The sequence below is a fragment of the Streptomyces sp. NPDC002776 genome, assembly GCF_053592195.1.
In genome coordinates this window covers 138743-163320 of sequence record NZ_JBSFVG010000002.1, presented here as the reverse complement: position 1 = coordinate 163320, position 24578 = coordinate 138743, and the positions used below count along the sequence as shown (strand labels likewise).

At 70.9% G+C, this 24578-nt stretch carries 28 protein-coding genes and 1 pseudogene; 21 read left to right on the top strand and 8 right to left on the bottom strand.

Annotated features, from left to right (window positions below):
• Positions 1-2 precede the first annotated feature (2 nt).
• Positions 3-1121 (bottom strand): transaldolase, encoded by a 1119-nt coding sequence (tal, locus tag ACWD11_RS04885; protein ID WP_389418715.1) that lies wholly within the window; start codon positions 1119-1121, stop codon positions 3-5.
• Between the two features lie 33 nt (positions 1122-1154).
• Complete coding sequence (gene tkt / locus ACWD11_RS04880) at positions 1155-3242, bottom strand: transketolase (RefSeq protein ID WP_389418716.1); 2088 nt, start codon at positions 3240-3242, stop codon at positions 1155-1157.
• 354 nt (positions 3243-3596) lie between these two features.
• Here tkt and ACWD11_RS04875 point away from each other — a divergent pair, with 354 nt between their 5' ends.
• The 3 genes from ACWD11_RS04875 to ACWD11_RS04865 all read left to right on the top strand — a co-directional run bounded on the left by ACWD11_RS04875 (position 3597) and on the right by ACWD11_RS04865 (position 6134).
• Entirely contained in the window at positions 3597-4550 is a 954-nt protein-coding gene (locus ACWD11_RS04875; RefSeq protein ID WP_389418717.1) for a heme o synthase, read from the top strand.
• A gap of 55 nt (positions 4551-4605) precedes the next feature.
• Entirely contained in the window at positions 4606-4938 is a 333-nt protein-coding gene (locus ACWD11_RS04870; RefSeq protein WP_389418718.1) for a hypothetical protein, read from the top strand.
• An 89-nt stretch (positions 4939-5027) separates the two neighbouring features.
• On the top strand, positions 5028-6134 hold the full coding sequence (locus ACWD11_RS04865; RefSeq protein WP_451281317.1) for an amidohydrolase family protein: 1107 nt from the start codon (positions 5028-5030) through the stop codon (positions 6132-6134).
• 11 nt (positions 6135-6145) lie between these two features.
• On the opposite strand, the gene ACWD11_RS04860 is transcribed toward ACWD11_RS04865, so the two are convergent.
• From ACWD11_RS04860 to ACWD11_RS04845, 4 genes are read right to left on the bottom strand one after another with little or no spacing between them, the layout of a single operon-like run.
• A complete protein-coding gene (locus ACWD11_RS04860; RefSeq protein ID WP_451281861.1) occupies positions 6146-7141 on the bottom strand; it encodes a COX15/CtaA family protein in 996 nt (331 codons plus the stop codon).
• 53 nt (positions 7142-7194) lie between these two features.
• Complete coding sequence (locus tag ACWD11_RS04855; protein WP_389418720.1) at positions 7195-7962, bottom strand: ABC transporter permease; 768 nt, start codon at positions 7960-7962, stop codon at positions 7195-7197.
• On the bottom strand, positions 7959-8882 hold the full coding sequence (locus tag ACWD11_RS04850; protein WP_389418721.1) for an ABC transporter ATP-binding protein: 924 nt from the start codon (positions 8880-8882) through the stop codon (positions 7959-7961). Before ACWD11_RS04850 ends, ACWD11_RS04855 begins: the two co-directional genes overlap by 4 nt.
• A gap of 45 nt (positions 8883-8927) precedes the next feature.
• Positions 8928-9722, bottom strand: a complete 795-nt coding sequence (locus ACWD11_RS04845; protein WP_451281314.1) for an aminoglycoside N(3)-acetyltransferase — start codon at positions 9720-9722, stop codon at positions 8928-8930.
• A 173-nt stretch (positions 9723-9895) separates the two neighbouring features.
• On the opposite strand from ACWD11_RS04845, the gene ACWD11_RS04840 reads away from it, so the two are divergent.
• The 11 genes from ACWD11_RS04840 (at position 9896) to dapD (ending at position 18493) form a co-directional block, all read left to right on the top strand.
• Entirely contained in the window at positions 9896-10606 is a 711-nt protein-coding gene (locus ACWD11_RS04840) for a helix-turn-helix transcriptional regulator (RefSeq protein ID WP_389418723.1), read from the top strand.
• Positions 10603-12024: a Fe-S cluster assembly protein SufB gene (gene sufB, locus ACWD11_RS04835; RefSeq protein WP_389418724.1), complete on the top strand. Its 1422-nt coding sequence runs from the start codon at positions 10603-10605 to the stop codon at positions 12022-12024. Before ACWD11_RS04840 ends, sufB begins: the two co-directional genes overlap by 4 nt.
• A gap of 60 nt (positions 12025-12084) precedes the next feature.
• Positions 12085-13266, top strand: a complete 1182-nt coding sequence (gene sufD / locus ACWD11_RS04830) for a Fe-S cluster assembly protein SufD (RefSeq protein ID WP_451122491.1) — start codon at positions 12085-12087, stop codon at positions 13264-13266.
• Positions 13266-13583 (top strand): non-heme iron oxygenase ferredoxin subunit, encoded by a 318-nt coding sequence (locus tag ACWD11_RS04825; RefSeq protein ID WP_389418726.1) that lies wholly within the window; start codon positions 13266-13268, stop codon positions 13581-13583. The genes sufD and ACWD11_RS04825 overlap by 1 nt, the downstream gene beginning before the upstream one ends.
• A gap of 7 nt (positions 13584-13590) precedes the next feature.
• Positions 13591-14355: a Fe-S cluster assembly ATPase SufC gene (gene sufC / locus ACWD11_RS04820; protein ID WP_389418727.1), complete on the top strand. Its 765-nt coding sequence runs from the start codon at positions 13591-13593 to the stop codon at positions 14353-14355.
• A complete protein-coding gene (locus ACWD11_RS04815) occupies positions 14352-15608 on the top strand; it encodes a cysteine desulfurase (protein WP_389418728.1) in 1257 nt (418 codons plus the stop codon). Before sufC ends, ACWD11_RS04815 begins: the two co-directional genes overlap by 4 nt.
• A 20-nt stretch (positions 15609-15628) precedes the next feature.
• Positions 15629-16096: a Fe-S cluster assembly sulfur transfer protein SufU gene (gene sufU / locus ACWD11_RS04810; RefSeq protein WP_067016112.1), complete on the top strand. Its 468-nt coding sequence runs from the start codon at positions 15629-15631 to the stop codon at positions 16094-16096.
• Entirely contained in the window at positions 16093-16425 is a 333-nt protein-coding gene (locus tag ACWD11_RS04805) for a metal-sulfur cluster assembly factor (protein ID WP_073494514.1), read from the top strand. Before sufU ends, ACWD11_RS04805 begins: the two co-directional genes overlap by 4 nt.
• A 114-nt stretch (positions 16426-16539) precedes the next feature.
• Positions 16540-16860: a DMT family transporter gene (locus tag ACWD11_RS04800; RefSeq protein WP_389418729.1), complete on the top strand. Its 321-nt coding sequence runs from the start codon at positions 16540-16542 to the stop codon at positions 16858-16860.
• Positions 16860-17399 (top strand): TetR/AcrR family transcriptional regulator, encoded by a 540-nt coding sequence (locus tag ACWD11_RS04795; RefSeq protein ID WP_389418730.1) that lies wholly within the window; start codon positions 16860-16862, stop codon positions 17397-17399. Before ACWD11_RS04800 ends, ACWD11_RS04795 begins: the two co-directional genes overlap by 1 nt.
• Before the next feature lie 104 nt (positions 17400-17503).
• A complete protein-coding gene (dapD, locus tag ACWD11_RS04790) occupies positions 17504-18493 on the top strand; it encodes a 2,3,4,5-tetrahydropyridine-2,6-dicarboxylate N-succinyltransferase (RefSeq protein ID WP_389418731.1) in 990 nt (329 codons plus the stop codon).
• 64 nt (positions 18494-18557) lie between these two features.
• Here the strand turns inward: dapD and ACWD11_RS04785 are convergent, their stop codons facing one another.
• Positions 18558-19061, bottom strand: coding sequence for a hypothetical protein (locus ACWD11_RS04785; protein WP_451281310.1), 504 nt, complete (start codon positions 19059-19061; stop codon positions 18558-18560).
• Positions 19062-19197: 136 nt separating this feature from the next.
• Here ACWD11_RS04785 and ACWD11_RS04780 point away from each other — a divergent pair, with 136 nt between their 5' ends.
• The gene (locus tag ACWD11_RS04780; protein WP_451281859.1) at positions 19198-19743 is read left to right on the top strand and encodes a SigE family RNA polymerase sigma factor; all 546 of its coding nucleotides are present in this window, start codon (positions 19198-19200) and stop codon (positions 19741-19743) included.
• A complete protein-coding gene (locus tag ACWD11_RS04775) occupies positions 19740-20960 on the top strand; it encodes a WD40 repeat domain-containing protein (RefSeq protein WP_451281308.1) in 1221 nt (406 codons plus the stop codon). The genes ACWD11_RS04780 and ACWD11_RS04775 overlap by 4 nt, the downstream gene beginning before the upstream one ends.
• On the opposite strand, the gene dapA is transcribed toward ACWD11_RS04775, so the two are convergent.
• Positions 20961-21854, bottom strand: coding sequence for a 4-hydroxy-tetrahydrodipicolinate synthase (gene dapA / locus ACWD11_RS04770; protein WP_451281306.1), 894 nt, complete (start codon positions 21852-21854; stop codon positions 20961-20963).
• 162 nt (positions 21855-22016) lie between these two features.
• On the opposite strand from dapA, the gene ACWD11_RS04765 reads away from it, so the two are divergent.
• The 5 genes and pseudogenes from ACWD11_RS04765 (at position 22017) to ACWD11_RS04745 (ending at position 24523) form a co-directional block, all read left to right on the top strand.
• Positions 22017-22154, top strand: coding sequence for a hypothetical protein (locus tag ACWD11_RS04765; protein WP_451281304.1), 138 nt, complete (start codon positions 22017-22019; stop codon positions 22152-22154).
• The gene (locus ACWD11_RS04760; RefSeq protein WP_389418736.1) at positions 22151-22828 is read left to right on the top strand and encodes a hypothetical protein; all 678 of its coding nucleotides are present in this window, start codon (positions 22151-22153) and stop codon (positions 22826-22828) included. Before ACWD11_RS04765 ends, ACWD11_RS04760 begins: the two co-directional genes overlap by 4 nt.
• A 101-nt stretch (positions 22829-22929) precedes the next feature.
• Positions 22930-23124, top strand: a pseudogene (locus ACWD11_RS04755) (phage holin family protein); the annotation flags it as partial.
• Positions 23121-23684: a DUF3618 domain-containing protein gene (locus ACWD11_RS04750; RefSeq protein ID WP_451281302.1), complete on the top strand. Its 564-nt coding sequence runs from the start codon at positions 23121-23123 to the stop codon at positions 23682-23684. The pseudogene ACWD11_RS04755 and the gene ACWD11_RS04750, both read left to right, overlap by 4 nt.
• A gap of 158 nt (positions 23685-23842) precedes the next feature.
• The gene (locus ACWD11_RS04745; protein WP_451281300.1) at positions 23843-24523 is read left to right on the top strand and encodes an antibiotic biosynthesis monooxygenase; all 681 of its coding nucleotides are present in this window, start codon (positions 23843-23845) and stop codon (positions 24521-24523) included.
• Positions 24524-24578: the final 55 nt, after the last annotated feature.

The window sequence follows — 24578 nt, the reverse complement described above, 5'->3', positions numbered from 1 at the left end:
TGTCAGCCCTCCGAGGGGGCGAGGCGCTGAAGCTCCGCCTCGGTCGACTTCAGCAGGTCGTTCCAGGACGCCTCGAACTTCTCGACGCCCTCTTCCTCCAGCAGCTGCACCACCTCGTCGTACGAGATCCCGAGCTTCTCGACGGCGTCGAGTTCGGCGCGGGCCTGCTCGTAGGTCCCGGCGACGGCGTTGCCGCGGATCTGGCCGCTCTCCTCGGTGGCCTGCAGCGTGGCCTCCGGCATGGTGTTCACCGTGTTCGGCGCGACCAGCTCGTCGACGTACAGGGTCGCCTTGTAGGCCGGGTCCTTCACGCCGGTGGAGGCCCACAGCGGACGCTGCTTGTTGGCGCCCGCCTTCTCCAGCGCCAGCCAGCGGTCCGAGGAGAAGACCTCCTCGTACGCCTGGTAGGCGAGCCGGGCGTTGGCGACGCCGGCCTTGCCGCGGGCGGCCTTGGCCTCGTCGGTGCCGAGCGCGTCCAGCCGCTTGTCGATCTCGGTGTCCACGCGGGACACGAAGAAGGAGGCCACCGAGTGGATCTTGGAGAGGTCCAGACCCCTCTCCTTGGCCTGCTCCAGGCCCGACAGGTAGGCGTCCATGACCTGGCGGTAGCGCTCCAGCGAGAAGATCAGCGTGACGTTGACGCTGATGCCGAGGCCGATCACCTCGGTGATGGCCGGCAGGCCGCCCATCGTGGCCGGGATCTTGATCAGCGTGTTGGGCCGGTCCACCAGCCAGGCCAGCTGCTTGGCCTCGGCGACCGTCGGCTTGGTGTGGTGGGCCAGACGCGGGTCGACCTCGATCGACACGCGGCCGTCCTGGCCGTTCGTGGCGTCGAAGACCGGGCGCAGGATGTCGGCGGCGTCGCGGACGTCCGCCGTGGTGATCATGCGGACGGCCTCTTCGACGGTCACCTTGCGGGCGGCGAGGTCCGACAGCTGCTGGTCGTAGCCGTCGCCCTGCGAGATGGCCTTCTGGAAGATGGACGGGTTGGTGGTGACGCCCACGACGTGCTGCTGGTCGATCAGCTCGGCGAGGTTGCCGGACGTGATCCGCTTGCGCGACAGGTCGTCCAGCCAGATCGCGACGCCCTCCTCGGAGAGGCGCTTGAGTGCGTCTGTCATGGAATTACATCTCCTACGTGTCGTATGTGAGCGTCAGCGCTGGGCGGCAGCGAGGGATTCCCGCGCCTTCGCGGCCACGTTCTCCGCAGTGAAGCCGTACTCCTCGAAAAGGACCTTGCCGTCGGCCGAAGCACCGAAGTGCTCCAGGGAAACGATCCGACCGGCGTCCCCGACGTACTTGTGCCAGGTGAGCCCGATGCCGGCCTCGACCGCGACACGCGCCCTGACCGCGGGGGGCAGAACGCTGTCCCGGTACCCCTGGTCCTGCTCCTCGAACCACTCCACGGACGGCATCGACACGACCCGCGTCGGCACCCCGTCGGCCTCGAGCTGCTCGCGCGCCGCGACGGCCACGTGCACCTCGGAACCGGTCGCGATCAGGATCACCTCGGGCGTCCCCGTCGAGGCCTCGAACAGGACGTAACCGCCCTTGGCGGCGTCCTCGTTGGGCTCGTACGCCGGCACGCCCTGGCGGGTCAGCGCCAGACCGTGCGGGGCACCCTTGCCGAAGACCTTCGTGTACCGCTTGAGGATCTCTCGCCAGGCGATGGCGGTCTCGTTGGCGTCGGCCGGGCGGACCACGTTCAGGCCCGGGATGGCGCGCAGCGAGGCCAGGTGCTCGACCGGCTGGTGGGTGGGGCCGTCCTCGCCGAGACCGATGGAGTCGTGCGTCCACACGTACGTCACCGGCAGGTGCATCAGGGCCGACAGCCGTACGGCGTTGCGCATGTAGTCGGAGAACACCAGGAAGGTGCCGCCGTAGACGCGGGTGTTGCCGTGCAGCGTGATGCCGTTCATCTCCGCGGCCATGGAGTGCTCGCGGATGCCGAAGTGGATCGTGCGGCCGTACGGGTTCGCCTCCGGCAGCGGGTTGCCCGCCGGGAGGAACGACGACGTCTTGTCGATCGTCGTGTTGTTGGAGCCGGCCAGGTCGGCCGAGCCGCCCCACAGCTCCGGGAGCACCGGGCCGAGCGCCTGGAGCACCTTGCCGGACGCGGCACGGGTGGCGACACCCTTGCCGGGCTCGAACACCGGGATCGCCGACTCCCAGCCCTCGGGCAGCTCGCCCTTGCTGATGCGGTCGAACTCGGCGGCGCGCTCGGGGTTGCTGTTGCGCCACTCCTGGAAGGACTTCTCCCACTCCGCCTTGGCCTGACGGCCGCGCTCCAGCGCCTGGCGGGTGTGGTCGATCACCTCGTCGGCGACCTCGAAGCTCTGCTCCGGGTCGAAGCCGAGGACGCGCTTGGTGGCCGCGACCTCGTCGTCGCCGAGCGCCGAGCCGTGCGCGGCCTCGGTGTTCTGGGCGTTCGGGGCCGGCCAGGCGATGATCGAGCGCATCGCGATGAACGACGGCCGGTCCGTGACGGCCTTGGCCTGCTGGATCGCGGCGTAGAGGGCGGCCGGGTCGAGGTCGCCGTTGGCCTGCGGCTCGACACGCTGCACATGCCAGCCGTAGGCCTCGTAGCGCTTGACGGTGTCCTCGGAGACGGCCGTCTCGGTGTCGCCCTCGATCGAGATGTGGTTGTCGTCCCACAGCAGGATCAGGTTGCCGAGCTGCTGGTGCCCGGCGAGCGAGGATGCCTCGGCGGAGATGCCCTCCTGGAGGCAGCCGTCACCGGCGATGCAGTAGATGTAGTGGTCGAACGGCGACTCACCGGCCGGAGCCTCCGGGTCGAACAGACCGCGCTCGTAGCGGGCGGCCATCGCCATGCCCACCGCGTTGGCGACACCCTGGCCGAGCGGGCCGGTGGTGGTCTCCACGCCCGTGGTGTGGCCGTACTCCGGGTGACCGGGGGTCTTCGAGCCCCACGTCCTGAAGGACTTCAGGTCGTCCAGCTCCAGGCCGAAGCCGGCCAGGTACAGCTGGGTGTAGAGGGTCAGGGACGAGTGGCCCGCGGACAGCACGAAGCGGTCCCGGGCGACCCAGTCGGCGTCCGCCGGGTCATGCCGCATCACCTTCTGGAAGAGGGTGTACGCGGCGGGCGCAAGGCTCATCGCCGTACCGGGATGGCCGTTGCCGACCTTCTGTACGGCGTCGGCGGCCAGGACGCGGGCGGTGTCCACGGCCCGCTGGTCCAGTTCGGTCCACTCGAGGTCTGTGGTGGTCGGCTTGGTGCTCACCCTGGGTCAGGGCTCCTCTCCACATGTCACGCATGTCGAATTGCCGGTGCACGGGGCGCCCCGGCCGTTGTCGAGCCTACCCCCGTATGTACGTGCGTTTTTTCGAGTCATTCCAGACTGCCGGGACTCGTCGGCATCCGCCTCCCGACTGGTCCGTACCGCGTTCGGCAAGTGAATGCGAAGCCGCTCGAACGAGTGCTCAATCGAGTGCCGACCGGCTCTTCCAGCGGAGCGTGCCAACACGAAGCCACCCCCGCGAATGCCGGGGTCTGGGCAACGTCTACAGTGGCGTGGTACGCGCGAGCCTTTACCGGGACTTCACACCGGGAGGCTTGCTGGGAGTCTCTGTCAGGGGTGTGCGTGACGGCCGTTGAATCCCGTCCAGCGGGGATTATCGGGGCGAGCCAGAGCCCGAGCCGGCGGCCGATCGGGGCCCGGGTCAAGGCGTTCGTGGCGCTGACCAAGCCGCGGATCATCGAACTGCTGCTGATCACCACCGTTCCGGTGATGTTCCTGGCGCAGCAGGGCGTGCCCGACCTCGGCCTCGTCCTCCTGACCTGCCTCGGCGGCTATCTCTCCGCGGGCGGCGCCAACGCGCTCAACATGTACATCGACCGCGACATCGACGCACTCATGGACCGCACCTCGCAGCGCCCCCTGGTCACCGGCATGGTCAGCCCGCGCGAGTGCCTGGCCTTCGGCATCACCCTGGCGGTCGTCTCCACGCTGCTGTTCGGCCTGACCGTCAACTGGCTGAGCGCCTGGCTCGCCCTCGGCGCGCTTCTCTTCTACGTCGTCGTCTACACGATGATCCTCAAGCGCCGCACCTCGCAGAACATCGTGTGGGGCGGCATCGCGGGCTGCATGCCGGTGCTGATCGGCTGGTCCGCCGTCACGAACTCGCTGTCGTGGGCGCCGGTCGTGCTGTTCCTCGTCATGTTCTTCTGGACGCCGCCGCACTACTGGCCGCTGTCGATGAAGGTGCGCGAGGACTACGCGCGCGTGGGCGTGCCGATGCTCCCCGTCGTCGCCTCCAACAAGACCGTCGCCAAGCAGATCGTGCTCTACAGCTGGGTCATGGTCGCGGTCTCGCTGCTGCTGACCCCGCTCGGCTACACGGGCTGGTTCTACACGCTGGTCGCCCTGGTGGCGGGCGGCTGGTGGCTGTGGGAGGCGCACGCCCTGCAGAACCGGGCGAAGGCCGAGGTGACGGGCGCGAAGCTGAAGGAGATGCGGCTGTTCCACTGGTCCATCACCTATGTCTCGCTGCTGTTCGTGGCCGTCGCGGTGGACCCCTTCCTGAGGTAAGGGTCACTCCGCCCCGGGATCGCCCTTTGATCTACTCGTCGGTAGCATCCTGGCCATGGCAGACACGCAAGCGGTTGACGCGAAGGCCGAGCGCCGGGCGGCCAAGCTGGCCAAGCAGATCGGCGCCTTCTCCAAGGCACACGGCGGCGCCGAGGGCCAGGTGGCCTATCTCGGCGAGCGCGGCGCCCGGATCGTCCTCGTCGGCGAGGACGGCGCCTGGGGCGACCTGGTGGCCCCGACGTACGCGATCGCCGAACAGGCGGTGCGGCAGGCCGGCATCACTGTTCACGAAGAGTTCGACGGCGAGTTCGCGGCGAAGGTGAAGACGGGGCCGTACGAGTGGTCCCGGATGGCCGGAATCCAGGTCGGCGGCCCGAAGAACGGCTGAGGAAATACCGGCCGGCTGAGGAATCCCGGCCGCACCCCTGGCACCGGTTCACCCGTTAAGCCCCGTAAAGGCGAGCACGGGGAGTCCGGATGATCGAAACGTCGTCCCTCGTGGACCAGTACTGCCACGGAGTGCTCCGCACCGAGCTGGGCCTCGGCACCTTCGAGGCCCGACTCGCCCGTACCGAGGGCCCGCCCGCCCCCGGCACGACCCTCTTCGACACGCAGACCGGTTTCGCCGTACGGCGCTGGTGCCCCCCGCTGCTCGGCCTGGAACCGCACTGCCCACCCGCCCGCTATCTCGCCCGGCGCCGTGAACTGGGCGTCCTGGAGGCGGGCCGGCGACTGCTGCGCGGCAGCGGCATCACCACGTACCTGGTCGACACCGGCGTCCCCGGCGACCTCACCGGACCCGACGAACTGGCCAGCACCGGGGCCGCGCGGGCGCACGAGATCGTGCGCCTGGAACTCCTCGCGGAACAGGTCGCCGACACCTCGGGAACCGTCGAGTCCTTCCTGGCCAACCTCGCCGAATCGGTGCACGGCGCCGCCGCGCACGCGGTCGCCTTCACGTCGGTCGCGGGCGTACGGCACGGCCTCGCGCTGGCGCCGGAGCCGCCGGGGCCCGGCGAGGTGCGCGGCGCGGCGGGGCGCTGGCTGGCCGCCCGCCGGGTGGGCGGCGAGGTGACCGACCCGGTACTGCTGCGGCACCTGCTGTGGAGCGCGGTGGCCTCGGGGCTGCCGCTCCAGCTGCACGCGGGCCTGGGCGAGCCGGGCCTGCGCATCGACCGTACGGATCCGGTGCTGCTCACGGACTTCGTCCGCGCCACGGCGGGCCTCGGCACGGACCTGGTCCTGCTGCACGGCTACCCGTACCACCGGCACGCCGCCCACCTGGCCGGCGTCTTCCCCCATGTCTACGCCGACTCGGGCGCCGCCCTGGTCCGCACCGGCGCCCGCGCGGCGACCGTCCTCGCGGAGATCCTGGAACTCGCCCCCTTCGGCAAGATCCTCTTCTCCAGCGGCGGCCAGGAACTCCCGGAACTCCACGTCGTGGGCGCCCGCCTCTTCCGCGAGGCCCTCGCCCGGGTCCTGGGCACCTGGGTCGCGGACGACGCCTGGTCCCTGGCGGACGCCCAGCGGGTGGCGGGCCTGATCGCGGCGGGGAACGCCCGGCGGGTGTACGGGCTGGACTGATCGCGCCGCGGTCAGCCGGAGGCGGGTTCGAGCCGGTCGGTGAGGGCCGGGGCCGGGACGGCCGGGTCGGTGACCGGACGCTCACGCAGCGACAGCAGCACCCGCAGGACAGCGATCCACACCAGGCAGGAGCCGAACATGTGGAGGCCGACCAGGACCTCGGGCAGGTCCGTGAAGTACTGGACGTAGCCGACGGCACCCTGGGCCAGCAGGATCAGGAACAGGTCCCGGGTGCGGGCCGGCGGGCCCTTCGGCGCGTCGACCGCCTTGAGGACGAACCACAGGGCGAAGGTCAGGGTCACCACGATCCAGGCCAGGACCGCGTGCAGCTTGCTCACGCTCTCCCAGTCCAGGGGCATGCGCTCGACCTCGCTGGAGTCGCCCGCGTGCGGTCCGGCCCCGGTGACGACCGTGCCGACCGCGATCAGCAGCACGCTCGCCGCGACCAGGACCCAGACCAACTGCTGCACCGCCTTGCCCACCAGCGGACGGGGCTCGGTGTCACCCTCCCGGGTGCGCTGCCACATCACCGTGGCGACCGCGATCAGCGCCGAGGAGAGCAGGAAGTGCGCGGCGACCGTGTACGGGTTCAGGCCGACGAGCACGACGATCCCGCCGAGAACGGCGTTGCCCATCACCACCCAGAACTGCGTCCAGCCCAGCCGGGTCAGGCTGCGCCGGTACGGCTTCTGCGAGCGGGCGGCGATGATCGCCCAGCCGACGGCCGCGCACAGCACGTACGTCAGCAGGCGGTTGCCGAACTCGATGTAGCCGTGGATGCCCATCTCGGCGGTGTTGTTGATCGAGTCCTCGGTGCACTTCGGCCAGGTGGGGCAGCCGAGCCCGGAGCCGGTCAGCCGCACCGCTCCGCCGGTGACCACGATGACCACCGACATGACGAGCGCGGCGAGCGCCGCCCGCCGGACCGTCCTGGGATCCGGGGTCCAGCGTGCGGCGATGAAGGCGAGCGGGTTGCGCACGGCCGCTACGGCGTCGGCGCGGGTCAGATTCGGCACGCGACCTATCGTAGGCCCGGGCTTGTGCACGCTTTCACGAGGGGTTACTCCCAGCGGAAGAACTTCCCGGCCGCGGCCAGCCCGGCCACCGCCCACACCGCGAGGATCCCCAGATCGGCCCAGGGCATCCCGGTCCCGTGCCGCAGCACGTCCCGCAGCCCGTCCGACAGCGCCGCGATCGGCAGCAGCCCGAGCACGTCCTGCGCCGCGTCCGGGAACCTGTCCAGCGGCACGACGACCCCGCCGCCCAGGAGCAGCAGCAGGAAGACCAGGTTGGCGGCGGCGAGCGTGGCCTCCGCCGGGAGCGTGCCCGCCATCAGCAGGCCCAGGCCGGAGAAGGCGGCCGTGCCCAGGATCAGCAGGAGCACCACGGCCGCCGGACTGCCCTGCGGGTCCCAGCCGAGCGTGAAGGCGATCACCGTCACCAGGAGCACCTGGAGCACCTCGGTGACCAGGACCGACAGCGTCTTCGCCGTCATCAGGCCCCAGCGCGGCAGCGGGGAGGCGGCGAGCCGCTTCAGCACGCCGTAGCGCCGCTCGAAGCCGGTGGCGATGGCCTGGCCGGTGAACGCGGTCGACATCACCGCGAGCGCGAGGATGCCGGGGGCGAGGAAGTCCACGGCCTCGCCCTCGCCGGTGTCGACGATGTCCACCGTGGAGAACAGCACCAGCAGCAGGGTCGGGATGATCACGGTGAGCAGCAACTGCTCGCCGTTGCGCAGGAGCATCCTCGTCTCCAGCGCGGCCTGGGCCATGATCATGCGGGGGAGCGGGGCGGCCCCGGGCCTCGGTGTGTAAGTACCGGCGGTCATGAGCGCAATTCCTTGCCTGTGAGCTCCAGGAAAACGTCTTCCAGGGTGTGCCGTTCCACCGAGATCCGGTCCGGCATCACCCCGTGCTGGGCGCACCAGGAGGTGACCGTGGCGAGCAGTTGCGGGTCGACCTTCCCGGCCACCCGGTACGAGCCCGGGGTCAGCTCGGCGGCCGTGCACTCGGCGGGGAGCGCCTTGAGCAGGGAGCCGACGTCCAGGCCGGGGCGGCCGGAGAAGCGCAGGGTGTTCTCGGCGCCGCCGCGGCACAGCTCCTCGGGGGAGCCCTGGGCGATGACCCGGCCGGCGTCGATGATCGCCACGTCGTCGGCGAGCTGCTCGGCCTCGTCCATGTAGTGGGTGGTGAGGATGACGGAGACCCCGTCGGCGCGCAGATCGCGGACCAGGTCCCAGGTCGAGCGGCGGGCCTGCGGGTCGAGCCCCGCGGTCGGCTCGTCCAGGAACACCAGCTCGGGGCGGCCCACGACGGCCATGGCGAGCGCGAGCCGCTGCTGCTGGCCGCCGGAGAGCCGACGGTAGGTGGTCCGGCCGCAGCCGCCCAGGCCCAGCCGCTCGATGAGGGCGTCCACGTCCAGGGGGTGGGCGTGCAGCCTCGCCACGTGGCGGAGCATCTCGTCGGCGCGGGCGCCGGAGTACACGCCGCCGGACTGGAGCATGACGCCGATCCGCGGGCGGAGTTCGGCGGACTGCCGCACCGGGTCCAGGCCCAGCACCCGTACCGTCCCGGAGTCCGGCCTGCGGTATCCCTCGCAGGTCTCGACCGTGGTCGTCTTGCCCGCGCCGTTGGGCCCCAGTACGGCGGTCACGCCCGCCCGGGCCACCAGGTCGAGGCCGTCCACCGCGGTCTTCGTGCCGTACCGCTTCACCAGGGCCCGGACCTGGACCACGGGGTCAGTTCGCATGGCTCAAGAGTCTAGGTAGCCGCCCGCCCGCCGGGAGCGCCGGGTTCAGGTCTCCTCCCAGGGACGGTGCGTCTCCAGCCACTGCCGCGCGTAGCCCACCGCGTCCGCCATGGGGAACAGCCGCACACCGGCCGCGCCCACCCGGCCCCGGACGACGGGACGGTCCCGCTCGAAGTCGTGCCCCAGCTCGTCGAAGCGGTCCGAGCTGATCGACACCTCGGTGACGGTCTCCCAGCCGCGCAGGCCGGGGCGGCCCACCGTCACGCGGGGAGCGGGGATGCGGTATTCGGCGAGGTGGAAGCTGGTGCAGGCGTCGTAGCCGGCACCGAGCAGCAGCACGCGCGCGTGCAGCGCCTCCAGCCGCGCCAGCGGGCTCCGCTCGCCGAGCCGGCAGTCCGGGGCGTGTCCGTCCAGGATCTCGGCCGCGCGCGGTCCGAGAGCGGCGAAGGAGGTCTGCGGGTGTGCGCTGCGCAGGGCGCCGGGCCAGGTCCGTACGGTCTCCGGGATCACGCCGACCCCCCGGGTGGGCGTGACCAGCGGGTCGTACGCGGGCATGGTGGCCCGGATCGTCTCCCACCACTCCTCGGGGACCGGGGGATTTCCCCAGACGGCGGGGTCGGACAAGTCGCCGGACTGGGCGGGGACCACCACCGTGCCCTCGGGGCCGAGCGCGTCGAGCAGTCCCTGGACGACCGCGACGGCGCCGCCGCAGACCCAGCCGAGCGAGCTGAGCGAAGCGTGCACGAGGAGGATTTCACCGGGTTTGACGCCCAGGTCGCGAAGGCCGTCGGCGACGGTCGTCCGAGTGACAAGTGGGCCGGTCGGAGGGGGTGTGGGCATGTCTGGGGAGTGTCCTCGAAGGGGGTGCGCGGCGCCAGTGGATTCCGGTCGGGTGTGATCGATCAAAGATCGTTTGCCCAGGTCACGTTAGGTTTACCTAAGTGACGCAGGGCACCGTCCACGGGTTCGAGTGCCGCTTGCCGGAGTCTGAGGAATTACGCAACAATGGCGTTGTGAAAAACGTCGGCGAGGCCCATGAGGAGCTCGCGACCGGTGAGCGGTCCACCCGCAACCGGGTCGCGCGGTCCATCCTGGATCACGGCCCGTCGACCGTCGCCGAGCTGGCCGTCCGGCTGGGGCTCACCCAGGCCGCCGTACGACGGCATCTGGACGCCCTCGTCGTCGACGACGTCGTGGAAGCGCGCGAGCAGCGGGTGTACGGCGCCCGGACCCGGGGTCGCCCCGCCAAGGTCTTCGCGCTCACCGACTGCGGACGTGACGCCTTCGACCAGTCCTACGACAAGCTCGCCACGGACGCCCTGCGCTTCATCCAGGAGCGGTTCGGCGGGGACGAGGCCGTCGTCGCCTTCGCCCGCGCGAGGATCGCCGAGCAGGCGACCGCGTACCGCGAGGCCATCGAGGCCGCCGCCCCCGAGGAGCGGACCGAAGCCCTGGCCAGGGCCTTGAGCGCGGACGGGTACGCTGCTACCGCGCGTAGCGCCCCGGTCGGCGAACAGCTGTGCCAGCACCACTGCCCCGTCGCCCACGTCGCGGAGAAGTTCCCGCAGCTCTGCGAGGCGGAGACCGAGATCTTCTCCCAGCTGCTCGGAACCCACGTCCAGCGACTGGCGACCATCGCGCACGGCGACGGCGTCTGCACGACGTTCATCCCCAAGATTTCCCACAACGCATCTGCAAGCACGGCCGGGAGGAACCCCGCATGACTCTCCCCACGGAGACTGCCCACCCTGAGCTCGAGGGCCTGGGCAAGTACGAGTACGGCTGGGCCGACTCCGACGTAGCCGGTGCTGCGGCCAAGCGCGGTCTCAACGAGGACGTCGTCCTGGACATCTCCTCGAAGAAGTCCGAGCCGGAGTGGATGACCAAGCTCCGCCTCAAGGGTCTGAAGCTCTTCGCGAAGAAGCCCATGCCGAACTGGGGCTCGGACCTGTCGGGCATCGACTTCGACAACATCAAGTACTTCGTGCGCTCGACGGAGAAGCAGGCGGAGTCCTGGGAGGACCTGCCCGAGGACATCAAGAACACCTACGACAAGCTGGGCATCCCCGAGGCGGAGAAGCAGCGCCTCGTCGCCGGTGTCGCCGCCCAGTACGAGTCGGAGGTCGTCTACCACCAGATCCGCGAGGACCTGGAGGAGCAGGGCGTCATCTTCCTCGACACCGACACCGCGCTGAAGGAGCACCCGGAGCTCTTCAAGGAGTACTTCGGCACCGTCATCCCGGTCGGCGACAACAAGTTCGCCTCCCTGAACACCGCCGTGTGGTCGGGCGGCTCCTTCATCTACGTGCCGCCGGGCGTCCACGTCGAGATCCCGCTCCAGGCCTACTTCCGGATCAACACGGAGAACATGGGCCAGTTCGAGCGGACCCTGATCATCGTCGACGAGGGTGCCTACGTGCACTACGTCGAGGGCTGCACCGCCCCGATCTACAAGTCGGACTCGCTGCACTCCGCGGTCGTCGAGATCATCGTCAAGAAGAACGCCCGCTGCCGCTACACGACCATCCAGAACTGGTCGAACAACGTCTACAACCTGGTCACCAAGCGCGCCGTGGCGTACGAGGGCGCGACCATGGAGTGGATCGACGGCAACATCGGCTCCAAGGTGACGATGAAGTACCCGGCCGTCTACCTGATGGGCGAGCACGCCAAGGGCGAGACCCTGTCCATCGCCTTCGCCGGCGAGGGCCAGCACCAGGACGCCGGTTCCAAGATGGTCCACATGGCGCCGAACACCTCCTCCAACATCGTCTCCAAGTCGGTGGCGCGCGGCGGCGGCCGCACCTCCTACCGCGGTCTGGTGGAGATCGGGGAGGGCGCCCACGGCTCCAAGTCGAACGTGCTGTGCGACGCGCTGCTCGTCGACACCATCTCCCGCTCCGACACGTACCCCTACGTGGACGTCCGCGAGGACGACGTGTCCATGGGCCACGAGGCGACCGTCTCCAAGGTCTCCGAGGACCAGCTCTTCTACCTGATGAGCCGCGGTCTGAGCGAGTTCGAGGCGATGGCGATGATCGTGCGCGGCTTCGTCGAGCCGATCGCCAAGGAGCTGCCCATGGAGTACGCCCTCGAGCTCAACCGGCTGATCGAGCTGCAGATGGAAGGCGCGGTCGGCTGACGCCCGCCCTCCGGAACAGCTAGCGAATTTCTGACGTAGGAAGAGAGCAGACCGACAGCCATGGCTGAGGCTCAGAACATCCCGGTGGGCTCGACCACCGCCGGCCAGATCGCGGTGGCCGCAGAGTCGACCGTCGCCACGCGCATGAGCGCGCCCCCCTCCTTCGACGTGGCGGACTTCCCGGTCCCGCACGGCCGTGAGGAGGAGTGGCGGTTCACCCCGCTGGAGCGCCTGCGCGGCCTGCACGACGGCACCGCCACCGCCACCGGCGACGGCGTGAAGGTCACCGTCGAGGCGCCCGAGGGTGTCGTCGTGGAGACCGTCGGCCGCGACGACGCGCGGCTCGGGCGGGCGGGCACCCCCGTGGACCGCATCGCGGCCCAGGCGTACTCCGCCTTCGAGAAGGCCTCCGTGGTGACCGTGCCGAAGGAGACCGTGCTCACCGAGCCGATCCGCATCGCGGTGCACGGCGAGGGCGGCACCGCCTTCGGCCACCAGGTCATCGAGCTGGGCGCCTTCGCCGAGGCCGTCGTGGTCATCGACCACACCGGTGACGCGGTGCTCGCCGCCAACGTCGACTACCTCCTGGGCGACGGCGCCAAGCTCACCGTCGTCTGCGTTCAGGACTGGGACGACAAGGCCGTGCACGTCGCTCAGCACAACACCCTGATCGGGCGGGACGCGAGCTTCAAGTCGGTCGTGGTGACCTTCGGCGGCGACCTCGTACGGCTGCACCCGCGCGTCACCTACGCGGGCCCCGGCGGCGAGGCCGAGCTGTTCGGGCTGTACTTCACCGACGCCGGTCAGCACCAGGAGCACCGCCTCCTGGTCGACCACAACACCCCGCACTGCAAGTCGAACGTCGTCTACAAGGGCGCGCTCCAGGGCGACGCTGCGCATGCGGTCTGGATCGGCGACGTGCTCATCGAGGCCAAGGCCGAGGGCACCGACACCTACGAGATGAACCGCAACCTGGTCCTCACCGACGGCGCCCGCGTCGACTCGGTGCCGAACCTGGAGATCGAGACCGGCGAGATCGTCGGCGCCGGCCACGCTTCGGCCACCGGCCGCTTCGACGACGAGCAGCTCTTCTACCTGATGGCCCGCGGCATCCCGGAGCACGACGCCCGCCGCCTCGTGGTCCGCGGCTTCTTCGCCGAGCTGGTCCAGCAGATCGGTGTCGACGACATCGAGGAGCGGCTCCTCGTGAAGATCGACGAGGAGCTGGAGGCCACGGTCTGATGGCTTTCGTACGCGCCTGTGGGCTGAGCGAGCTGGAGGAGGACACCCCGAGGCGGGTGGAACTCGACGGCACGCCGGTCTCGGTCGTCCGTACCGAGGGGGAGGTGTTCGCCATCCACGACATCTGCTCCCACGCGAACGTCTCGCTCTCCGAGGGCGAGGTGGAGGACTGTCAGATCGAGTGCTGGCTGCACGGCTCCGCGTTCGACCTCCGCACCGGCAAGCCGTCCGGCCTTCCCGCGACGCGCCCCGTCCCCGTATACCCCGTAAAGATCGAAGGGGACGACGTGCTCGTCTCCCTCACCCAGGAGTCCTGAGGCACCCATGGCTACGCTTGAAATCCGAGACCTGCACGTCACCGTCGAGGTCGAGAACGGCACGAAGGAAATCCTCAAGGGTGTCGACCTCACCGTGAAGCAGGGCGAGACGCACGCCATCATGGGCCCCAACGGCTCCGGCAAGTCGACTCTCGCCTACTCGCTGGCCGGTCACCCGAAGTACACGATCACCGGCGGCACCGTCACCCTCGACGGCGAGGACGTCCTGGAGATGTCCGTCGACGAGCGCGCCCGCGCCGGCCTGTTCCTCGCGATGCAGTACCCGGTCGAGGTCCCCGGTGTGTCCGTGTCGAACTTCCTGCGCACCTCCGCCACCGCCATCCGCGGCGAGGCCCCCAAGCTGCGCACCTGGGTGAAGGAGGTCCGGGAGGCCATGGAGCGCCTCAACATGGACCCCTCCTTCGCCGAGCGCAACGTCAACGAGGGCTTCTCCGGCGGTGAGAAGAAGCGCCACGAGATCCTCCAGCTGGAGCTGCTCAAGCCGAAGGTCGCCATCCTCGACGAGACCGACTCCGGCCTCGACGTCGACGCCCTGCGCATCGTCTCCGAGGGCGTCAACCGGATCCGTGAGAGCGGCGAGGTCGGCACCCTGCTGATCACGCACTACACGCGCATCCTGCGCTACATCAAGCCCGACCACGTCCACGTCTTCTCCGGCGGCCGCATCGTCGAGTCCGGCGGCGCCGAGCTCGCCGACAAGCTGGAGAACGAGGGTTACGAGGTATACACGAAGGGTGGGGCATCAGCGTGACGCAGCTGCCGGGCCTCCTCGACACCGAGGCGATCCGCAAGGACTTCCCGATCCTGGACCGCATGGTCCACGACGACCGGAAGCTCGTGTACCTGGACAACGCGGCGACCTCGCAGAAGCCGCGCCAGGTGCTGGACGCCCTGAGCGAGTACTACGAGCGCTACAACGCCAACGTCCACCGCGGTGTGCATGTGCTCGCCGAGGAGGCCACGGCGCTGTACGAGGGCGCGCGCGACAAGGTCGCCGCGTTCATCAACGCGCCCAGCCGCGACGAGGTGATCTTCACCAAGAACGCCTCGGAGTCGCTGAACCTCGTGGCGAACATGCTGGGCTGGGCCGACGAGCCCTACCGCGTGGACGCCGAGACCGAGATCGTCATCACCGAGATGGAGCACCACTCCAACATCGTGCCGTGGCAGCTGCTCGCGCAGCGCACGGGCGCGAAGCTGAAGTGGTTCGGCCTGACCGACGACGGCCGGCTCGACCTGTCCAACATCGACGAGATCATCACCGAGAAGACGAAGATCGTCTCCTTCGTGCTGGTCTCCAACATCCTGGGCACGGTCAACCCGGTCGAGACGATCATCCGGCGCGCCCAGGAGGTCGGTGCGCTCGTCTGCATCGACGCCTCCCAGGCCGCCCCGCACATGCCGATGGACGTCCAGGCCCTCCAGGCCGACTTCGTGGCCTTCACCGGCCACAAGATGTGCGGCCCGACCGGCATCGGCGTTCTGTGGGGCCGTCAGGAGCTGCTGGAGGACCTGCCTCCGTTCCTCGGCGGCGGCGAGATGATCGAGACGGTGTCGATGCACTCGTCGACGTACGCTCCCGCCCCGCACAAGTTCGAGGCGGGCACCCCGCCGATCGCGCAGGCGGTCGGTCTGGGCGCGGCGATCGACTACCTGAACTCGATCGGCATGGACAGGATCCTCGCCCACGAGCACGCGCTCACCGAGTACGCGGTGCGGCGCCTGCAGGAGGTCCCCGACCTCAGGATCATCGGCCCCACCACGGCCGAGGACCGGGGCGCTGCGATCTCCTTCACGCTCGGGGACATCCACCCGCACGACGTCGGCCAGGTACTGGACGAGCAGGGCATCGCGGTCCGGGTGGGCCACCACTGCGCCCGTCCGGTCTGCCTGCGGTACGGAATTCCTGCGACCACGCGAGCGTCGTTCTATCTGTACTCCTCGCCGGCCGAGATCGACGCTCTGGTGGACGGCCTGGAGCACGTGCGGAACTTCTTCGGCTGAGGGACGGGACGAGCGATCGCATGAAGCTGGACTCGATGTACCAGGAAGTCATCCTGGACCACTACAAGCACCCGCACGGGCGTGGTCTGAGGGATGGCGATGCCGAGGTGCACCACGTCAACCCGACGTGCGGCGACGAGATCACACTCCGCGTGAAGTACGACGGCACGACGATCAAGGACGTCTCGTACGAGGGCCAGGGCTGCTCGATCAGCCAGGCCTCGGCCTCGGTGCTGAACGACCTGCTGGTCGGCAAGGACCTCTCCGACGCGCAGAAGATCCAGGAGACCTTCCTGGAGCTGATGCAGTCCAAGGGGAAGATCGAGCCCGATGACGCGATGGAGGAGGTCCTGGAGGACGCGGTCGCGTTCGCGGGAGTCTCCAAGTACCCGGCGCGGGTCAAGTGCGCTCTCCTGAGCTGGATGGCGTGGAAGGACGCAACGGCCCAAGCCCTGGGCGGAGCCGACGCGGAAAGGAAGACGGCATGAGCGAGACCGTTGAGATGAAGCCGGCCTCGGAGGAAGAAGTCCGCGAGGCGCTGTACGACGTCGTCGACCCCGAACTGGGGATCGACGTGGTCAACCTCGGCCTGATCTACGGCATCCACATCGACGACGCGAACATCGCGACGATCGACATGACCCTGACCTCGGCGGCCTGTCCGCTGACGGATGTCATCGAGGACCAGGCCAAGTCCGCCACGGACGGCCTCGTCAACGAGCTGCGCATCAACTGGGTCTGGATGCCGCCGTGGGGCCCGGACAAGATCACGGACGACGGCCGCGAGCAGCTTCGGGCGCTCGGGTTCAACGTCTGAGATGGCAAGCGCGGAAGCGGCGATGCCCCTAGGGGGCGTCGCCGCTTCCGCGTTGTGACGGCTTGTGCGGCCTCCCTGTGTACAGGTGTACGCATGATGTGTACGCTCGTACACATGGGATACCTCACGCTCGCCGGCGCCATCGCCGCCGAGGTGGCCGCGACCACCGCCATGAAGTACAGCGCCGGTTTCAGCAAGCTCTGGCCCTCGCTGCTGACGGCGTTCGGCTACGTCGTCTCCTTCGCGCTGCTCGCCCAGACCCTGAAGACCGTGGGGATCGGCGCCGCGTACGCGATCTGGGCCGGGGTCGGCACCGCGAGCATCGCCGTCATCGGGCTCGTGGCGTTCGGGGAGGCGCTGACCGTCACCAAGGTCGCGGGGATCCTGCTGATCGTGGCGGGGGTCGTGGTGCTGAACCTGGGCGGCGCGCACTGATGGCCCGGCGCTACGACCCCGAGCGGCGGCAGCGGATCATCGACGCCGCGATCCGGGTCGTGGGCGAGAAGGGCCTCGCGGGGCTCACCCATCGCTCGGTCGCGGCGCAGGCCGATGTCCCGCTCGGCTCGACGACGTACCACTTCGCGACCCTCGACGAGCTGATGGTCGCGGCCCTGCGCCAGGCGAACGAGGGCTTCGCCAAGGTCATCGCCGCCCGCGGCGGCCTCCAGGAACCGGGCGCCGACCTCGCCCGCGAACTCGCCGGATGGATGGGCGAATGGCTGGCGGGCGACCGCACCGGTGTCGAGCTGGAGTACGAGCTGTACCTGGCGGCCCTGCGCCGCCCCGCCCTGCGTCCCGTCGCCGCCGAATGGGCGGCCGACCTCGTCGCCCGGCTCGCCCGGCACACGGACCCGGTCACGGCACGGGCCCTGGTAGCACTGATGGACGGCATCTGCCTCCAGGTCCTGCTCACCGGGACGCCGTACGACGAGGAGTACGCACGGGAGATGCTGAGGCGGGTCATCGGCCCCTGAGCCGCCCGAGGCGGGCGTGAACCCTCCACCGGCGTGCGCCCGGCACGTGAGATGGCGGGGGGATCGGTTCGCCCTGGTGGGGGCTGCCAAGTTAGGTTGCCGTCATGACCGACACGACTGCACCTCGCACCACCGGCGCCGTTGCCGCCGGGCTCGCCACGATCGCTGCCGACGGCACCGTCCTCGACACCTGGTTCCCCGCGCCCGAGCTCGCCGCCGAGCCCGGCCCGTCCGGTACGGAGCGGCTGTCCGCCGAGGCGGCCGTGGAACTGCTCGGCGAGGGCGCCGCCAAGGCGATCGGCCCGGACGCCCGCCGGGGTGTCGAGGTCGTCGCGGTCCGCACGGTCATCTCCTCGCTCGACGCGAAGCCGATCGACGCGCACGACGTGTACCTGCGGCTGCACCTGCTCTCGCACCGCCTGGTCAAGCCGCACGGCCAGAGCCTGGACGGCATGTTCGGCTTCCTCGCGAATGTCGCCTGGACCTCGCTCGGGCCGGTCGCCGTCGACGACATCGAGAAGGTCCGGCTGAACGCCCGCGCGGAGGGACTGCACCTTCAGGTGACGTCCGTGGACAAGTTCCCGCGCATGACGGACTACGTCGCGCCGAAGGGCGTGCGGATCGCCGACGCCGACCGGGTCCGCCTGGGCGCGCACCTCGCCGAGGGCACGACCGTCATGCACGAGGGCTTCGTGAACTTCAACGCGGGCACGCTCGGCACGTCGATGGTCGAGGGCCGCATCTCCGCGGGCGTCGTCGTCGGGGACGGTTCGGACATCGGCGGCGGCGCCTCCACGATGGGCACGCTGTCGGGTGGCGGCAACGTGATCATCTCCATCGGCGAGCGGTGCCTGGTCGGCGCCGAGGCGGGCGTCGGCATCGCCCTGGGCGACGAGTGCGTGGTGGAGGCGGGGCTGTACGTCACCGCCGGCACCCGCGTCACGATGCCCGACGGCCAGATCGTGAAGGCTCGCGAGCTGTCCGGGGCGTCGAACATCCTGTTCCGCCGGAACTCCGTCACGGGAACGGTCGAGGCCCGTCCGAACAACGCGGTGTGGGGCGGCCTGAACGAGATCCTGCACAGCCACAACTAGCTGGTGCCGGGGGCGTGGTGAAGCTGCGGGCCGGTGGGAGCCGGTCGCGCAGTTCCCCGCGCCCCTAGGCGGCAAGCGTGGCCGCGAATTCCTCCAGGGCCGTGAAGTCTTCCTCCCGCAGACCGATCCTCGGGTCGACGTGGTGCAGCAGTGCCGGGCCCGCGTGATGTTCCGCCACGTACGCCTCGTCCGCCCCGCTCTGTTCGTCGTCCACCCACGCGAACGGGCGGCCCGCCGCGTACTCCACGATCGCCGCCGTCTTCCAGTGCACCCCGTCCGGGCGCTCCGCGAACAGGACCTCGCCGAAGTCGACCCAGGGGAGCTCGGGGAGGCCGATCACCGGGGCGATCCAGCGGTTGGCGGCGTCCATCCAGGTCGTGGCCCAGCACAGGTCGTAGGCGAGGGTCAGCAGGGACGGGCCGTGGGAGGGGTTGAGCCAGACGCGCAGCGGGCGGCCGGGGCGGACGGTCGCACGGATCGTGGTGTAACCCTCCGGGCGGCGCTGGGGCTTGGCGGCCCAGGGGTTGAGGGGGCCGTCGACGTCCAGGAACAGCAGGGGGCGGCTCACCTCGTCACCGTACGGGAGCCGTGGCGGGGCGGCGGGAAATTTTTCTCGGGGGACCTGGCATAGCGGGGCGCCGCCGTGCGCGTCATTCCCGGTGGAGGGGCGGGCAGCGGGTCCGGCCGGGGGAGTGAAGGTGGCGATGGACGCCGAGGCGCAGGCCGGGTTCCGGGAGTTCGTGGAGAACCGTTCGTCCGCGTTGCTGAGGACCGCCGTGCTGCTCAGCGGAGGGGACCGGCACGCCGGCGAGGACCTGCTGCAGAACGCGCTGATCAGGGCGGCCGGACGCTGGCACCGGATCGAAGAACCCGAGGCGTACGTCCGGCAGATCCTGTACCGGCAGCAGATCAGCCGCTGGCGGCTGAAGTGGCGGCGGCGCGAGCTGAGTGTCGCCGAACCGCCCGACACCGGCGCCCGTCCCGACGACTCCGCCGCCGCCGACCTGCGGCTGGTGCTGCGCGGCGCGCTCGCCCGGCTCACCCCCCGGCAGCGCACCGTGCTGGTGCTGCGCTACTTCGAGGACCTGCCCGAGGCCGAGGTGGCCGCCCTCCTCGGCTGCTCCGTCGGCACCGTACGGTCCACCACCCACCGCTCCCTCGCCCGGCTGCGCACCCTCGCGCCGGAGCTGGCCGCCCTCACGGCGGCGGAACGCCTGCCCGGCCTGTCTCCCGCGGAGGTACATCCGTGAACGTCGAGGAACTCGTCCGTGCCGCCCTGCGGGAGACCGCCGAGGAACAGCCCCCGGCCCGCCCCGGATGGGCGGACCGCGTCCTGGCCGTACGGCGGCGCCGGCGCACCCGGAGGATCACCGCCGTCGCCGCGGCCGCCGTGACCGTCGTCGCCCTCGCGGTCGCCGTCCCGCACCTGGACTCCGGCAAGGACGACGTGCGGCCCGCGGGCCTCCTGGACGGCGGCCACGGCACCAGCGCGCACCCCGACCAGTCGCCGCCCCGCGAGCTGATCGCGGCGGGCGAGGCGGTGCTGGCCGCCTACTTCACGACGGAGCTCGAGCAGCGGACCACCGAGACCGGCATCGCCCGGCGGACCTACTGGCTGCTTGATCCCGGGACCGGCCGGTACGAGAAGGACGACCGGTGGTCGTTCGTCGCCGTCGCCCCGGGCGTGCGCACCGCCGCCGTGCTGGAGCGCACGCTGCCCGCCCGCCGGATCGGGCTGCTCGACCTCGCGACGGGGGAGGTCGAGCGGTGGATCCCGGTCCGGCGGGGCGTCGGCGGGCTCGCCTGGTCGTACGACGGGACGCAGCTCCTGGCGACGACCTACGACCGGCATCCCGATGCCCGCGAGAAGGCGTACGGCACGGAGGGCGACGTGGCCTGGCGCGAGCCCTTCGGGGAGACGCCCCGGACCGGCTTCATCGTCCTGGATCCCGCACAGGGCACCGGCGGCCCATGGCGCCCCCTCCCCTCCGAGCGGCGGCACGTCAGCGTCCGTTCGGACCTCCAGTTCAGCCGCGACGGGCGACTGGTGCAGTCGAGGATCATCGGCAGCCGGGACGGGATGCAGAATTTCTACGACCTCACCGGCGCCCCGGTCGCCGCTCCGGCCGCCGAGCGGCATCTGAGGTCGGACGTCGCAGCCCGGCTCTCCCCGGACGGCACCCTCGCCGCGCTCGGCCTGACCCGGCAGGTGCCGGACAAGTCGTACTCCTCGATCCGGGACCCCCGCACCGGCAAGGAGATCGCCAAGGTGCGCGGCGTCGAACTCCTCGCCTGGGCGGACGAGCGGCGGCTCATCGCCTGGGAGCGGTCCGCGGGCAAGGAGGCGTACGAGCCCCGGCTCGCGCTGGTCACCATCGGCAGTGACCGGCTGCGCTGGCTCAGCGGGCCGCGCGCCCAGGGGGACTCGCTGCAGTGGGGCTGGGAGCCGGTCTTCGCCCGGCGCTGATCAGGCGTCCACCAGGCTCCGGTACGCCCTCAGCAGCCCGTCGGTCGCCTCGCGGCCGGCGGGACGCAAGGGGGCGCGGACCGGGCCCGCGGGCAGGCCCAGTTCGGTCAGCAGCGCCTTGGCGGTGACCGAGCCGGGCAGGCCCGCCGCCATCATCGCCTCCACCAGCGGGGTGGCCCGCTGCTGGAGCCGGGCCGCTTCCGCCGTCTCACCCGCGTCGAACGCGTCCAGCACGGCCCGGAGTCGGCCGGGCGCCGCGTTGGACACCGTACTGATGTACCCCGCGCCGCCCACCGCGTACAGCGCGAGGTTGTGCTCGTCGCAGCCCGCGTAGTACGCCAACTCCGTGCGGGCCATGACCTTCTGGGCGGCGAGGAAGTCGTAGGAGCAGTCCTTCACCGCGACGATCCTCGGGTGCTCGGCGAGCCGGAGCAGGGTGTCCGGCTCGACGCGGACGCCGGTGCGGCCGGGGATGTCGTAGACCACGAGCGGGAGTCCCGAGGCGTCGGCGACCTCACGGAAGTGCGCCTCCAGCGCGTCCTGCGGGGGCTTGCTGTAGTACGGCGCCACCACCAACACCCCGTCCGCGCCCGCCTTTTCGGCGGCCAGGGCCAGCTCGACGGTGTGCCGGGTGTCGAAAGTGCCGACCCCGGCCAGTACCGAGGCCCGCTCGCCCACCGCCTCCCGCACCGCGCGGACGAGCAGGGTCTTCTCCTCGGCCGTCGTGGTCGGCGACTCGCCCGTGGTGCCCGACAGCACCAGACCGTCGCAGCCCTCGGACACCAGCCGGTCGGCGAGCCGCTGCGCCCCGGCGAGATCGAGCGCACCCTCCTCGGTGAAGGGCGTGATCATGGCGCAGAGGGCGCGGCCGAAGGGGGAGTTCGTGGTCGTCATGCCTGTAGTGTCGGCAGTACGACTGTGAAGCTCCACTTAAATTTCCTACGGGGTATCGTTAAGCATGCCTGTCGGGTGGGGAGTCGAGGCCCTCTGTTCCGACCGGGGCGCCATGGGTCACCATGGCCGGGACGGTCAACGACCCCTGGTCCTGGAGGCGTCATGAAGCTCGGCAAGGCACTCGCCACCGGAGTCGCTGAAGAGCGGCCGCTGATCCACGACGAAGAGCCCGAACTCCCCGCGCCCACCGAGGAGATCACGGAAGCGCGGGCCGCCGAAGAGGTACCGGCGGCCCGATGAGGCCCTGGCTTCCGGAGGAACGCCCGACGGAGCCGCCGACCGGCTACAAGATCGCCCACCCGGTGCTGTCCCACGACCGCACCCGGGCGGGCTTCACCGGCGTGTCGCTCGGCGGCGCGCTGCCCTACGGGGTCCTGGCCGACGCGTCCTGCGTCTACGGCCTCCGGCACCGGGCGCCGCACCGGCGCTGCGACTGCGGCTTCCACTGCGTGCACGACCGTACGGCCGCCGAGGCGCTGCTGTGCACGGCCGAGCACCGGGCCGCCGTGCTGCTGGAGGTCACGGTGCTGGGCCGCTACCTCCGCTTCGAGCTGGGCTTCCGCTACGCGCGGCAGCGGGTGCGCACCGCCACCGTCGGCCCCTGCCGGTGCGGCGCGGTCGCCGTCGCGCTGGCCGACGCGGGCTGGGGCCGGCCCGGCTGGCTGGGCCTGGCCCCCTCCTGCGCGGGCTGTCTGCGGGACCGTACGTCCGTCTCGCTCGCGGGGTTCGCGCGGCTGGCCGGGGAAGGGCTGCGGGTGGTGGCGGGGGAGGGCGGTGCCGTCGCCTCCGGCGAGGAGCTCGGGGTGCCCGAACTAGCCGCCGAGGCAGCCCTGTTGCAGGCGCGTCTGGACTGGTTCCAGAGTCAGCTGGCGCGGCTCGGGCAGCGCGGTCCGGGCGGCGGACGCCAAGGGTAGCGGGGACCGGTGCGGGTACCCGGAGTGTTCCGAACCGAGAGGAGGCGGACACCGTGACCGGGACCACGGCCACCGGGTCGGAGCACGACGAGCGTCGTTCGGTCGGCTCCCTCTCGCCGGAGCTGTCCGTCTGGGCGGCGGCACTGATCGTGACGGCGGTGCTGTTCGCCGTCGCGGGCGTGCTGGGCGCGACCGGTCGTGCCCGGCTGAGGCGTGCCGCGCCTGCCACACCCGAGGAAACCCCCGGCAACGTCAGGGCGGACGTCGAGGAGATCAGGGAAAGGGCGCACCGATGACGGACATGGCAGGGGACGCGGGCACAGGGGCCAAGGGCCCCGACGAACTGCGTCGGCAGATACAGCGTACGAGGAAGGAACTCGGCATCACCGTCGAGGAGTTGGCGGGCAAGGCCGATGTGAAGGGGCGGGCCAGGGCGCGCGCCGCCGACCTGAGGGACCGGGCGGGCGCGATGACCGTGCAGCTGCGCAGCAGCGCGGCCCAGGCCGGTCACCACGCGCAGGACAAAGCGACCCGGGCCCGACACCTGGTCCAGGACCGGGCCTCCCGCGCCGGTCACACGGTCCAGGGCCGGGCCTCCTGCGCCGGTCACACGGTCCAGGGCCGGGCCTCCCGCACCGGTCACTCCGTCCAGGGCCGGGCCGGCTGGGCCGGTCACACGGTTCAGGAGCGGGCCACCCGGGCGGGCCACGCCGTGGAGTACCACGCGCCGCGTCCCGTCCGTACCGTCGTACAGGCCGGGCTGCGGCATCCGCGACCGGTGCTGCTCGCGGGCGCGGCCGCCGTGGGCGCGATGCTCGTCGTCCAGGCGGTGCGGCGGCGCGGCGGCCGTCGCTGAGCCGGATCGAGGGCGGCGCGGAACCGGGCGACCGGACCCGCGCCGCCCTTCGTCGTGCCCCGGTCCAACAACCGTCCCGCAACCCGCACTTGACCTCAAGCAAGGTTGAGGTCGGAGGCTGGTCCCCGTACCGATCACCGACGTACCGGAGGCCCGCCATGACCCGCCGTACCGACGCCCACCCCGACCCGACCCGCCCCGAGATCGGGGCGCCCTTCTTCAGCACCTGGCGGGTGGGCACCCCCGAGCGCCAGGCGGCAACCGTCGAGGCCATCGCCCGCACCTGGGACGGCCGCCCCTGGGGCAGCGACCGGCTCCTCGGCTACCACATCTACGCGGGCCACGACGGCACCACCCTGCTGCACTACTCGCAGTGGCGCGACGAGCAGGGATACGAGGCCTACGTCAAGACCCTCCGCCAGGAACGCAACGACGAGATCGACACCGCCGTGCCCGGCATCGAGCGGGTCCGCCTGGACCGCTACCGCCTCTACCGCAGCCACGCCCGCGCCGCCGGGGACACCCGGGTGCCGGGGCTGATCGTGACGGTCCGCGTCGACTTCGAGCTGGACGCGGAAGGCAAGCGGGCCGACTGGGTGGACCTGGTCCTGTCCGCGCTCGCCGGACCGGACGCCGACCGCGGCCTGATCTCCGCGCACTTCCACCTCAGCACCGACGGCACCCATGTCCTCAACTATGCCGAGTGGGAGAGCGACGCGGCCTACGACGAGGCCATCGCCGGGCCCGGCTCGCCCCAGTGGGAGCGGGTGCGGACGTATCCGGGCATGCGGGGGTCCACCGGCAGCCGGTACCGGCACGCCCTCGGACTCGTACCCTGAGCCGCCCTCCTGCCTGGCAGGGCCGGCTGAACCAGGTGTTCAGCCGGCCCTGAGC

What these genes read in the sequence shown, in the direction of transcription:
- tal (WP_389418715.1), bottom strand. Translation starts at nt 1,121, where the DNA reads ATGACAGACGCACTCAAGCGCCTCTCCGAGGAGGGCGTCGCGATCTGG.
- ACWD11_RS04870 (WP_389418718.1), top strand. Translation starts at nt 4,606, where the DNA reads ATGGCAGACACGCAAGCGGTTGACGCGAAGGCCGAGCGCCGGGCGGCC.
- ACWD11_RS04865 (WP_451281317.1), top strand. Translation starts at nt 5,028, where the DNA reads ATGATCGAAACGTCGTCCCTCGTGGACCAGTACTGCCACGGAGTGCTC.
- ACWD11_RS04855 (WP_389418720.1), bottom strand. Translation starts at nt 7,962, where the DNA reads ATGACCGCCGGTACTTACACACCGAGGCCCGGGGCCGCCCCGCTCCCC.
- ACWD11_RS04850 (WP_389418721.1), bottom strand. Translation starts at nt 8,882, where the DNA reads ATGCGAACTGACCCCGTGGTCCAGGTCCGGGCCCTGGTGAAGCGGTAC.
- ACWD11_RS04845 (WP_451281314.1), bottom strand. Translation starts at nt 9,722, where the DNA reads ATGCCCACACCCCCTCCGACCGGCCCACTTGTCACTCGGACGACCGTC.
- sufB (WP_389418724.1), top strand. Translation starts at nt 10,603, where the DNA reads ATGACTCTCCCCACGGAGACTGCCCACCCTGAGCTCGAGGGCCTGGGC.
- sufD (WP_451122491.1), top strand. Translation starts at nt 12,085, where the DNA reads ATGGCTGAGGCTCAGAACATCCCGGTGGGCTCGACCACCGCCGGCCAG.
- ACWD11_RS04825 (WP_389418726.1), top strand. Translation starts at nt 13,266, where the DNA reads ATGGCTTTCGTACGCGCCTGTGGGCTGAGCGAGCTGGAGGAGGACACC.
- sufC (WP_389418727.1), top strand. Translation starts at nt 13,591, where the DNA reads ATGGCTACGCTTGAAATCCGAGACCTGCACGTCACCGTCGAGGTCGAG.
- sufU (WP_067016112.1), top strand. Translation starts at nt 15,629, where the DNA reads ATGAAGCTGGACTCGATGTACCAGGAAGTCATCCTGGACCACTACAAG.
- ACWD11_RS04805 (WP_073494514.1), top strand. Translation starts at nt 16,093, where the DNA reads ATGAGCGAGACCGTTGAGATGAAGCCGGCCTCGGAGGAAGAAGTCCGC.
- ACWD11_RS04800 (WP_389418729.1), top strand. Translation starts at nt 16,540, where the DNA reads ATGGGATACCTCACGCTCGCCGGCGCCATCGCCGCCGAGGTGGCCGCG.
- ACWD11_RS04795 (WP_389418730.1), top strand. Translation starts at nt 16,860, where the DNA reads ATGGCCCGGCGCTACGACCCCGAGCGGCGGCAGCGGATCATCGACGCC.
- dapD (WP_389418731.1), top strand. Translation starts at nt 17,504, where the DNA reads ATGACCGACACGACTGCACCTCGCACCACCGGCGCCGTTGCCGCCGGG.
- ACWD11_RS04780 (WP_451281859.1), top strand. Translation starts at nt 19,198, where the DNA reads ATGGACGCCGAGGCGCAGGCCGGGTTCCGGGAGTTCGTGGAGAACCGT.
- dapA (WP_451281306.1), bottom strand. Translation starts at nt 21,854, where the DNA reads ATGACGACCACGAACTCCCCCTTCGGCCGCGCCCTCTGCGCCATGATC.
- ACWD11_RS04765 (WP_451281304.1), top strand. Translation starts at nt 22,017, where the DNA reads ATGAAGCTCGGCAAGGCACTCGCCACCGGAGTCGCTGAAGAGCGGCCG.
- ACWD11_RS04760 (WP_389418736.1), top strand. Translation starts at nt 22,151, where the DNA reads ATGAGGCCCTGGCTTCCGGAGGAACGCCCGACGGAGCCGCCGACCGGC.
- ACWD11_RS04750 (WP_451281302.1), top strand. Translation starts at nt 23,121, where the DNA reads ATGACGGACATGGCAGGGGACGCGGGCACAGGGGCCAAGGGCCCCGAC.
- ACWD11_RS04745 (WP_451281300.1), top strand. Translation starts at nt 23,843, where the DNA reads ATGACCCGCCGTACCGACGCCCACCCCGACCCGACCCGCCCCGAGATC.